Genomic DNA, 10,179 nt, shown 5'->3' with positions numbered 1-10,179 from the left:
GTGAGCTCGTCGTAGGGGTGCACACCGGCGGTGCTGAAGACGCGCTCGAGGGTGAGCCCGGTGCTTCCCGTGGTGGCGGCGTTCTCGGTGCCGCTGACGGTCTCGGTCATTGGGGGTTCTCCTCTGGGGGCGTGGTGGCGCGGGTGATGAGTCAAGCGGGGTCCACCGACATTCGCCGGTGAGCCTGGGAAGAGCGGGAAGGAGATGGTGCGCCCGGCAGGTAGCTTCCCCACTACCTGCCGGGCGGTCGGTGGCTCAGCCGGTCGGAACGGGCTGAGGGGTGGCCGGCGCAGGCGCGTCGGCATGCATCTCGGCGATCTCGGCGATGAAGTCGTCAGCGCTCTCGAAGGCGCGGTAGACGCTCGCGAATCGCAGGTAGGCGACCTCGTCGAGGCGCTTGAGCGGGCCGAGGATGGCCAGGCCGACCTCGTGGGCCGCGATCTCGGCGGCGCCGGCCAGACGCAAGGCGTCCTCGACGTCCTGACCGAGGCAGGCGAGCTGGTCCTCGGTGACCGGGCGGCCCTTGCAGGCCTTGCGGACGCCGGCCACTGCCTTCTGGCGGGTGAACGGCTCACTTGCGCCCGAGCGCTTCAGGATCGTGAGCTGCATGAGCTCGACGGTGGTGAAGCGGCGCTCACAGCCCGAGCACATCCGGCGGCGACGGATCGAGCCGCCGTCGTCGGAGACCCGTGAGTCGAGGACCCGGGTGTCGGTGGCCCGGCAGTAGGGACAATGCATGTGTCGAGCCTCCTCTCGGGTGGATCTCGGGCTCTGGCTGTGGATGAGGGGCACTCCCCCTGTGGAGAACAAGCAGAAACCTGTGAGTCATCCGGTGGTATCTGTGGAACTAGATGTGGATAACTACATCGGTGTAACTACTAGATGTTGTGGTGACCTTACGCCCGCATCTCGGGGCGATGCAAGCCGTCCGGACGACATTCCTGAGACCAGGGGGCGTGGCGCGGCAAACGCGCAGGTCAGCCGCCCGGAGACCCACAAGATCGGGCCGAAAGCGACCCGAGCGAGTCCTTCGGAGCGGCGTGTCGACCCCGGCTTGCGGCGTCGGTGAGAATGAAGCGATGGCCCAGGGGAAACGAGTCGGCACGCGGCCCAAGCGCACGCTTCGCCCCGCCCTGCTGGGCCTCGCCCTCGCCATGACCGCCTGCGTCGTGGCCTGGGGCTATCTCGTGATGGCCGCCATCGACTTCGGCAACGTCGCTCGCTCGGGCGACGACGCGGCCTGGTGGCTCCTGGCCCTGGCCTCCATCGGAGCGGCGGCCTGCTTGTTCCTCGGCCTGATCCTCGTCAGCCGGATCAGCCGCGCCCTCGGCCTCACCAGCACGCCACCCCCACGAGCACCGCGCGGCCGTGCCGACCCATGAGGCCCCGACCCCCTGGACACAGCCTCAACCTCTCGGTTTCTGCAAGGTGACCGCGCACGCGTGAGTCGAGCGCTGCGGGCCGCTACCTTGAAAGGACAAGCATCTACCGGGGGGAGGGTGTCGGCCATGAGGTACGCCGTCGACGTGACGACGTCTGCCGTCGCCCCCGGACGCTTCGAGTCCGCGTGCTCGTGCTCGTGCGGCTGGCGCCTGACCACGACAGCCTCCAGCTCGCAGATGGCGACTCGCGTCTCCGACCGCGCCCGCGGCAACCACTTCGCCGACGCCCACCCCGACCAGCGCAGCAACGCAGCTCCGCTGACCGTGGCCCTGGAGCCGGGCCACGCCCCGGCCCTGAGCGGAGCCAGTCGCGACGGCTTCCTGTGGGAGCGCTCCATCGTGTGCGCCTGCGACTGGGAGACCACAGTCACCGGCAGGACGCCGCTCGAGGCCGCGAGCAGCGCGCGGTTCCAGCACCGCCGCCACGTCCGCCGAGCCACCAGCCCGAGTGCACACAACGACTACTTCGTGCTGCTCGGCGTCGCCGCCATCGTGGCTGTGCTCATCGCCGCCCTGGTCGCGGTGGCGATCAACACCTCGCTCATCTGAGCCCAGCCGAGACGTCGTGGAAAAACTACGAGGGCGGGGACGCCTTCCCACGGCCCCGCCCTCGGTGTGATCGTCGGCCGGGGTCGAAGCGGCCGACGACGTCTGGTGTGCGCTCAGCCGAGCGGGACCTCGAGCCGCTGACCGACGGTCAGCGAGACGGTGTCGAGGGAGTTGAGCTGCTCGATGTGGCGCATCATGGAGCGCACGTCGCCGTCGTCGCTGAGATCCGACGAGATGTCCCACAGCGTGTCGCCGGGCAACACCTGGATGGTCTCGGTGGGCTGCGGCTCCTCGGAAGCCAGCGAGACACCGGCGAACACGACGCCGATCGCCAGCACGACGAAGAGGCCGGCGAAGAGCACGACCACGCGGCCACGGCGCGTCAGCCGGTAGTCGGGGACGTGCCCGATCGGGGCTGCGGCAGCGGGAAGGATCTGGGTCGTGGCGTTCATCGGGAGCTCCTGGGGAAGAAGGCTTGCGGTGTGCCCCGATGTCTAATGGTGGCCACCGACAGTGGCCCCTCGACTGACTCCGTCGTGGACGTCATCGGGGCGATCCGATCAGGCGTTCGATCGAACACATGTACGAGACTAGATCAGGTGTTCGAACGAAACAAGGCCTCGAGCGAACAATTGTTCGATCGAGGCCCGTCCCGGCTTCTCCCCAGGCGCGTCAGTGGCGCTGCGCCCGCCGCCCCTGAGCGGCGAAGACCTTCATCGCACCGGCGGCCAACGACGGCGCCAGCGCCGAGCCCCGCATCGCCCCACCTCGCCAGGCCGGCACCGTGCGGAGCACGCGACGCGAGCCCATCAGGTCGACGGCGGCCTCGGCGATCTCCTCTATCGTGAGCAGCCGGCCGCCGGAGGACACGAGCGCCTTGGCGAGCCCGTCGCTCTTCATGCTCTCCACCATCGGCGTGGCGACGCCGTCCGGGAGGATCGCGTGGACCCCGACCCCCTTCGGCGCCTCGAGCGACACCGACATCGTGGCCGAGACGACGGCTGCCTTGGTGGCGGCGTAGACCGACAGCCCCGGCACCGGACCCAGCCCCGACAGCGACGCGACGTTGACGACGTCCCCTCCGCCACCTCCTCCACGCACTCCCCCACGACCGGCGGGTTCGAACGACGCCAGCGCGGCGCGCATCCCCCAGAAGACGCCGAGCACGTTGATCTCGACCAGGCCCCGCACCTGCGCGTCGTCCAGGTCGACGAGCGGACCGTCCCAGCCGACACCGGCGTTGTTGAACCAGCCTCGCAGCGCGCCGTGGGTGAGCGCCTCGCGCGCCACGCGGTGGTGCGACTCGGGGTCGCGCACGTCCTGCTGGACGCCGGACACGGCTCCGATCTCGCGGGCGGTCAGGGCGACCTGGTCGGCGTCCAGGTCGGTGATCACCACGGAGTAGCCCTGGGCCACCAGCCGTTCGGCGATGCCACGTCCGATCCCCCGCGCCGCGCCGGTCACCACACAACTGCCGTTCTTGCTCGTGTCTGTCATGCAGGCAGTGTCCCAACGCGAGGAGAGCTAGACGGCGGCGTCCGCGACACGCGACACGCCGTTCGAACACCTGTTTGAAATGGACGGGTCAGATCTGGCAGTCTCAGCTCATGGCCTCGACTCCTGACACCCCCGCCAAGCGCACCGGCAAGAGCGCTGCCAAGCGCGCCGTCGCCGAGCTGCCCGACGGGCCGCCCGACGCCACCGGCCTGACACCGCGTCATCAGCGGGTGCTGACCCACATCAAGGCCAGCATCGAGAAGCGCGGCTACCCGCCGAGCATGCGCGAGATCGGCGTCGCGGTGGGCCTCACCAGCACCTCCAGCGTAGCTCACCAGCTCAAGACGCTGCAGGAGAAGGGCTACATCAAGCGCGACCCCAACCGGCCTCGCGCCCTCGAGGTGTTCCTGCCCGAGGTGATGGCCGCCCGTCGCTCGTTGTCGAGCGCCGAGGAGTCGACGTACGACGAGACCGGCATCGGCGACATCGCCCAGCCGCCCACCAACGTGCCGCTCGTCGGCCGGATCGCTGCCGGTGGCCCGATTCTGGCCGAGGAGACCTTCGAGGACGTCTTCCCGCTGCCGCGCCAGCTGGTCGGCGAGGGCCAGCTCTTCCTGCTGCAGGTCAGCGGCGAGTCGATGATCGACGCCGCGATCTGCGATGGCGACTACGTCGTCATCCGCCAGGAGCAGACCGCCAGCAACGGAGAGATCGTCGCTGCGATGATCGACGGTGAGGCCACCGTCAAGACCTTCCAGCGCAAGGGCAACGAGGTGTGGCTGCTGCCGCACAACCCGGCGTTCGACCCGATCGACGGCACGCACGCCACGATCCTGGGTGTCGTCACGGCGGTGCTCCGGCGCGTCTGAGCGCGTGACGTGCGGGTGAACGGCAGGCGACCAACGACTCCCGGCCATGACCTCGGCTGGCCGGCGTCGTTAAATCCTGGTGTGACGACCTCTTCGATCATCCCGCCCGTCGACCGCCGCACGGTCCTGGCCACCGGCACCGCCGCCGGCCTCGCGACAGTGGCGGCCACCGCCGCCGGTACGGCGAACGCCGGCGAAGCCTCCCGGGCCGCCGCAGGGCCGGCCGGCAAGCGCTACTTCCAGCACGGCGTCGCCTCGGGCGACCCCCGCCCCCGGAAGGTGATCCTCTGGACCCGGGTGACGCCGACCCCGGCGAGCACCCCCGGCTCCGGCAAGGGACCCAAGGTCGAGGTGACCTGGGAGGTCGCCAAGGACAAGGCGTTCCGCAAGGTCGTCAAGCGCGGCACCTTTGCGACCGGGCCGGCGCGTGACCACACGGTCAAGCTCGACGTCAGCGGTCTGAAGCCGGCCACCTGGTACCACTACCGCTTCACCTACCGCGGCGCCCGCAGCGAGGTCGGCCGCACCCGCACCGCCCCGCGCCGCCGCTCGACGCCTCGCAACCTGCGCCTCGGTGTCGTGTCGTGCGCCAATCTCCAGGCCGGCTGGTTCTCGGCCTACCGCGGGATCGCTGCTCGCAACGACCTGCACGCCGTGGTCCACCTCGGCGACTACCTCTACGAGTACGCCCCCGGCCAGTACGGCCTCGGCCAGGCCAACGTCGACGTCCGCCCCCACGAGCCTGCTCGCGAGATGGTCTCCCTGGCCGACTATCGCCAGCGCCACGCGCAGTACAAGCGCGACGCCGACCTCCAGGCTGCCCACGCGAAGTTCCCGTGGATCGTGACGTGGGACGACCACGAGGTCACCAACGACCAGTACGACGAGGGCGCCGAGAACCACCAGGACGACGAGGGCAACTACAAGCGTCGTCGCGCCCGCGCCCACCGCGCCTACGACGAGTGGATGCCGGTGCAGCTCAACAACACCACCGAGCTCGGCGACGGCAACCGGCTCTACCGCCGACTGCGCTTCGGCAAGCTGGCCGAGATCAGCATGCTCGACCTGCGCACCTACCGCTCGGAGCAGGTGGCCACCACGTTCCCGGCCCCGGTGCCGACGCCCGACGGCGAGGTCAACGACCCCGACCGCACGATCACCGGAGCCAAGCAGCTGCGCTGGCTCAAGAAGTCGCTGCAGCGCCGCAGCGCCCTGTGGAAGGTGATCGGCAACCCGGTGATGATCACCCCGGTCACCTTCGGCTCGGTGCCGGCCGACCTCATCGACCCGGTCAACGACGTCACCGGCCTACTCCCGGCCGACGGCCTGCCCTACAACGTCGACCAGTGGGACGGCTACACCGCCGACCGCAAGGAGGTCTTCGCCTTCATCAAGGACCACTCCGTCGAGAACGCGCTCTTCATCACCGGCGACATCCACTCCGGCTGGGCGTGCGAGCTGCCCTACGACGCCGGCACCTACCCGGTCAGCGGCTCGGCGGGCGTGGAGTTCGTGTGCAGCTCGGTGACGTCGAACAACCTCAAGGACATCACCGGCACCCCGGCCCACACGACCAGCGAGGTCGTCGAGGCCGGCATCCTCGCGGCCAACCCCTACATCAAGTACCTCAACTTCGACGACCACGGCTTCTCGGTGCTCGACCTCACCGCCAAGCGCGCCCAGATGGACTGGTTCATCATCGGCGACCGCGCCGACAAGAAGACCGCGATCACCTACTCGACGAGCTACCAGACGAAGTCGGGCACCAACACCGTGACCCGCGTCGGAAAGCCGGTGGCCTGAGATGTGCGACGACTCCCTCTCGACCACCCGCGTGCCGGGTGAGCCCACGCCGTACGAGGTCGGGCTGGCCGAGATCGCCGCGGGACGCCGTACGGTCCTCAAGCTCGGTGGCGCCGGCCTGGTGTTCTCCTCGGCCGCAGCCGTGGCGACCGGCGCGACCGGCGTCGCCACCGAGCCGGCCGCAGCGGCCGGGAAGAACCTGCGCACGACCAAGAAGCGCGCCTACGTGCTCGTGGTCGACGGGTGCATCCCCTCCGAGATCGACAGCGGCCTGACTCCCAACCTCTTCGCGATGCGCAACGAGGGCTACCGCTACTCGCGGGCGTCGGCCAAGCCGATCATGGAGACGCTCCCCAACCACACGATGATGATGACCGGGGTGCGACCCGACCGGTCGGGCGTGCCCTCCAACACGATCTACGATCGCCAGGAGAAGGTCATCCGGACCCTTGACCGGCCCTCGGACATGCGGGCCGACACGATCATCGAGCGGCTCAACCGCAAGGGTCTGCGCACCGGCACGGTGCTCAGCAAGGAGTACCTCTACGGGATCTTCGGCACCCGCGCGACCGACCGCTGGGAGCCAGCGCCGATCATCCCGGTCTCCGAGCACGCGCCCGACCAGTTCACGATGGACGCCGCGCTGGCGATGCTCGAGGACCTCGACCCGCACCTGATGTTCGTCAACCTCGGCGACGTCGACCGGGTGGGCCACAGCGACTACACCGGTCCGCTGGGGCTCAAGGCCGCGCGCCGCGCTGCCCTGCTCTCGACCGACACCCAGGTCGGGCGCTTCGTCTCGGCGCTCAAGTCCTCGGGCAAGTGGGAGGACTCGATGGTGATCGTGCTGGCCGACCACTCGATGGACTGGTCGAAGCCGCAGAGCGTCATCACGCTGACGAGCGTCTTCGAGGAGGACCCGTTCCTCGCCGGTAAGTTCGTCATCGCCGACAACGGCGGGGCCGACCTGATCTACTGGACCGGCCCGAAGCGGCAGCGGGCGAAGGCGCTGAAGAAGATGCGCCGGCTCGCCCGTGCGACGCCCGGCGTCCTCAACTGCAAGGACCCCGAGTCGCGCTGGATGCGGTGCGGACCCGAGGCCGGTGACCTCGTCGTGTTCTGCAAGGCAGGCTGGCGCTTCAGCGACCCCGACCCGATCCGCAGCAACCCGATCCCCGGCAACCACGGCCACCCCGCCACCCGGCCGATCCCGTTCTTCATCTCCGGCGGCCACCCCAAGGTGCCCCGGAGCAAGGCGTCGCCGACGGTCGCCCACACCCTCGACGTCGCGCCGACCGTGGCCGACTTCTTCGGGATCCGCAAGCAGCCCAAGGGCGGGTACGACGGTCGCTCGCGCCTCTGAGGCCGCTGCCGGCGGGTGGGGGTCGGGGCCTGGATAGCGTGCCCCTGTGACCCCCTCCCCCCGCCGGCCCCTGGTGCGGCGCGCCTCCACGCTGGCGACAACGCTGGCGACAACGTTGGCGCTGGCCGCGGGCACTGCCGCGACGGCGTCCGACACGGTGCCGACCCCGCCCACCGAGGGGGTCGACAGCCTCGACCCGGCGCTCGCCACGGTGCAGTCGCTCTTCACCCCGGTGCCGGTCTCGGCGTCCGAACCCGCACGCGAGATCACGATGGCGCTCCGCGACCTCGCCGGGCGCTACGACACCCTCGACAAGGCCGACCGCAAGGTGGCCGACGCCTACCTCGCCCGGCCCACCGACGACAGCGACGGTGACGGCTTCACGATCGAGTACGCCGTCGAGGAGGCCACGCCGGTCTGCACCACCGACCTGTGCGTGCACTACGTGGACGCGCCCACCGAGGACGACGCGCCACCCCTGGCCGACCGGGCGGACGCCCGCGGCGTCGACGGGGCCAACGGCGTCCCCGACTACGTCGACGGCGTCGTGCGCGAGCTCACGACGATCCACGACACCTATCTCGCGGCCGGCTACCGCGAGCCGCTGCCCGACCGCTCGCTCGGCGGCGACGACCGCTTCGACGTCTACCTCGCCGACATCGCCAGCCGAGGCGCCTACGGCTACTGCGCCACCGACCAGCCGACCCCGCGCGGGGGCCAGGGCCGACAGTCCGAGGCAGACCGCTGGGCCTACTGCGTGCTCGACAACGACTACGCCGAGTTCGCCGGCTCCGCTCTGGAGAACCTGCGCGTGACCGCTGCGCACGAGTACTTCCACGCCGTCCAGTTCGCCTACGACGCCTTCGAGGACCAGTGGTTCCTCGAGGCGACGGCCACCTGGGCCGAGGACGAGGTCTTCGACGAGATCGACGACAACGTGCAGTTCCTGCGGCGCAGCCCGCTCACGGCGCCGTTCGTGCCCCTGGACAGCTTCGTCACCTCCGGCGTGTACGACGGCTTCCACTACGGCACGTGGAGCTTCCTCCGGTTCCTCACCGAGAAGTACCGCGCCGAGAAGGGACCGATGCCGCGGCTCGTGCTCGATCTGCTGCGCAAGGCGGACGGCGCCCGGGGCGCACCGGACCTCTACTCGTGGCAGGCCGTGGCTGCTGTGCTGAAGCGCCGCGGCACGAGCGCGGCCGAGCAGTTCCTCGCCTTCTCGATCGCCAACCGCGACCCACGTCGGCGCTATGCCGAGGGCCTCGCCGAGCACTACCCCACCGGCCCGCTGCGCGGCAGCATGGTTCTCAGCCCGAAGCGGCTGCACACCCGCACCGACGCCGAGACCGACCACCTCACCTCCGCGACCTACCGCTTCACCCCGCGCCGCCTCGACCGGCCGCGCACGCGGCTGCGCGTCGTGCTCGACATGGCCGACCGTCACCGCGGTTCACTGGCGGCCGTCACGGTCGTGCCGACGCGTGGCAAGCCGTTCACCCGCGAGGTGTCGCTCTCGGCGAAGGGCAACGGGCGGCGCTCGGTGCCGTTCAGCTCGCGTCGGGTGCACCACGTCGAGGTGACGTTGGCCAACGCGAGTGCCCGGTTCGGACGGTGCTTCGAGCAGTACACGCCGTACTCGTGCCGAGGCCTGCCGAAGGACGACGGGCTCACCCAGCGGATCCGCGTGCGCGTGCGGCGTTGAACCCCAGCTCGTGATCAGCCGGCCGCGAGGCGGGCCAGGGCCTTGCGGATGATCGCGGGGTCGGTGGTGGTCCACATCGGCGGCAGCGACGCCTTGAGGAAGCCGCCGTAGCGCGCCGTTGCCAGCCGCGGGTCGAGGACGGCGACCACGCCGCGGTCGCTGGTGGTGCGGATCAGTCGGCCTGCCCCCTGGGCGAGCAGCAGCGCAGCGTGGGTGGCGGCGACCTGCATGAAGCCGTTGCCGCCGGCAGCGTCGGTGGCCTTCTGGCGTGCGCTCATCAACGGATCGTCGGGGCGCGGGAACGGGATCCGGTCGATGATCACCAGCTGGCAGGTGTCGCCGGGGACGTCGAGGCCCTGCCAGAGGCTCAACGTGCCGAACAGGCAGGTGTGGGGGTCCTCCACGAACTGCTTGGCGAGCTCGGGCAGCTGCGCCTCGCCCTGCGCCAGCGTCGTGAGGTGCGGCAACCGGGCGCGGACCTCCTCGGCCGCCGCCTCGGCGGCACGACGGCTGGAGAAGAGGCCGAGGGTGCGGCCCTGCGCGGCGTCGACGAGCTCGACGATCTCGTCGAGCTGCGCCTTCACCAGGCCGTCACGGCCGGGCGGCGGGAGGTGGCGGGCGACGTAGAGGATGCCCTGCTGGCTGTAGTCGAACGGTGAGCCGACGTCGAGCCCGGTCCAGGGCAGCGCGTCGTCGGGCAGGTCGCCCGCGCCGGGGTGACCGACCCGCTCGGACGGCTTGAGCCCGACGTTGGAGGCGAGGTTGGCGAAGTCGCCGCCGAGCATCAGGGTCGCCGAGGTCATCACGACGGTCTTGTCGCTGAGCAGCTTGTCGCGCATCGGACCCCACACCTCGAGCGGGGCCACGCACAGGCGCGGAGGGATCCGGCTGCTGAACCCCGGGGCGCCGGTGCCGCCCTCGTTGAGCCACAGCACGTCGGTGGCCGCGGCGGCC

10 protein-coding genes are annotated in these 10,179 nt (G+C 70.4%); 6 read left to right on the top strand and 4 right to left on the bottom strand.

The genetic code is table 11. The features are described from left to right. Positions 1–255 precede the first annotated feature (255 nt). On the bottom strand, positions 256–738 hold the full coding sequence (nrdR, locus tag VOI19_RS06990; protein WP_323792240.1) for a transcriptional regulator NrdR: 483 nt from the start codon (positions 736–738) through the stop codon (positions 256–258). Between the two features lie 341 nt (positions 739–1,079). Between nrdR and VOI19_RS06985 the strand changes: the two genes are divergently transcribed. Further along, positions 1,080–1,382: a hypothetical protein gene (locus VOI19_RS06985; protein ID WP_323792239.1), complete on the top strand. Its 303-nt coding sequence runs from the start codon at positions 1,080–1,082 to the stop codon at positions 1,380–1,382. A 126-nt stretch (positions 1,383–1,508) separates the two neighbouring features. After that, the gene (locus VOI19_RS06980) at positions 1,509–1,991 is read left to right on the top strand and encodes a hypothetical protein (protein ID WP_323792238.1); all 483 of its coding nucleotides are present in this window, start codon (positions 1,509–1,511) and stop codon (positions 1,989–1,991) included. A 113-nt stretch (positions 1,992–2,104) separates the two neighbouring features. Here the strand turns inward: VOI19_RS06980 and VOI19_RS06975 are convergent, their stop codons facing one another. Both VOI19_RS06975 and VOI19_RS06970 read right to left on the bottom strand, forming a co-directional pair. Then, a complete protein-coding gene (locus VOI19_RS06975; RefSeq protein WP_323792237.1) occupies positions 2,105–2,443 on the bottom strand; it encodes a LysM peptidoglycan-binding domain-containing protein in 339 nt (112 codons plus the stop codon). A gap of 220 nt (positions 2,444–2,663) precedes the next feature. Beyond that, positions 2,664–3,488, bottom strand: coding sequence for an SDR family oxidoreductase (locus VOI19_RS06970; protein WP_323792236.1), 825 nt, complete (start codon positions 3,486–3,488; stop codon positions 2,664–2,666). Positions 3,489–3,598: 110 nt separating this feature from the next. Here VOI19_RS06970 and lexA point away from each other — a divergent pair, with 110 nt between their 5' ends. The 4 genes from lexA to VOI19_RS06950 all read left to right on the top strand — a co-directional run bounded on the left by lexA (position 3,599) and on the right by VOI19_RS06950 (position 9,225). Then, a complete protein-coding gene (lexA, locus tag VOI19_RS06965; RefSeq protein WP_323792235.1) occupies positions 3,599–4,357 on the top strand; it encodes a transcriptional repressor LexA in 759 nt (252 codons plus the stop codon). 81 nt (positions 4,358–4,438) lie between these two features. Then, the gene (locus VOI19_RS06960) at positions 4,439–6,160 is read left to right on the top strand and encodes an alkaline phosphatase D family protein (protein WP_323792234.1); all 1,722 of its coding nucleotides are present in this window, start codon (positions 4,439–4,441) and stop codon (positions 6,158–6,160) included. Position 6,161: 1 nt separating this feature from the next. Beyond that, positions 6,162–7,523, top strand: a complete 1,362-nt coding sequence (locus VOI19_RS06955) for an alkaline phosphatase family protein (RefSeq protein WP_323792233.1) — start codon at positions 6,162–6,164, stop codon at positions 7,521–7,523. A gap of 46 nt (positions 7,524–7,569) precedes the next feature. Then, entirely contained in the window at positions 7,570–9,225 is a 1,656-nt protein-coding gene (locus tag VOI19_RS06950; protein ID WP_323792232.1) for an MXAN_6640 family putative metalloprotease, read from the top strand. A 14-nt stretch (positions 9,226–9,239) separates the two neighbouring features. On the opposite strand, the gene VOI19_RS06945 is transcribed toward VOI19_RS06950, so the two are convergent. Beyond that, positions 9,240–10,179 (bottom strand): ATP-dependent DNA helicase (locus VOI19_RS06945; protein WP_323792231.1); only part of this gene is annotated, 940 nt, incomplete at its 5' end.

Origin of the sequence: Nocardioides sp., assembly GCF_034670285.1 — a bacterium.
Classification (GTDB): Bacteria; Actinomycetota; Actinomycetes; order Propionibacteriales; family Nocardioidaceae; genus Nocardioides.
Note: the sequence above shows the minus strand (reverse complement) of the source record. Positions and strands in the feature narration are given on the sequence as shown.

What these genes read in the sequence shown, in the direction of transcription:
- VOI19_RS06970 (WP_323792236.1), bottom strand. Translation starts at nt 3,488, where the DNA reads ATGACAGACACGAGCAAGAACGGCAGTTGTGTGGTGACCGGCGCGGCG.
- VOI19_RS06985 (WP_323792239.1), top strand. Translation starts at nt 1,080, where the DNA reads ATGGCCCAGGGGAAACGAGTCGGCACGCGGCCCAAGCGCACGCTTCGC.
- lexA (WP_323792235.1), top strand. Translation starts at nt 3,599, where the DNA reads ATGGCCTCGACTCCTGACACCCCCGCCAAGCGCACCGGCAAGAGCGCT.
- VOI19_RS06980 (WP_323792238.1), top strand. Translation starts at nt 1,509, where the DNA reads ATGAGGTACGCCGTCGACGTGACGACGTCTGCCGTCGCCCCCGGACGC.
- VOI19_RS06955 (WP_323792233.1), top strand. Translation starts at nt 6,162, where the DNA reads ATGTGCGACGACTCCCTCTCGACCACCCGCGTGCCGGGTGAGCCCACG.
- nrdR (WP_323792240.1), bottom strand. Translation starts at nt 738, where the DNA reads ATGCATTGTCCCTACTGCCGGGCCACCGACACCCGGGTCCTCGACTCA.
- VOI19_RS06975 (WP_323792237.1), bottom strand. Translation starts at nt 2,443, where the DNA reads ATGAACGCCACGACCCAGATCCTTCCCGCTGCCGCAGCCCCGATCGGG.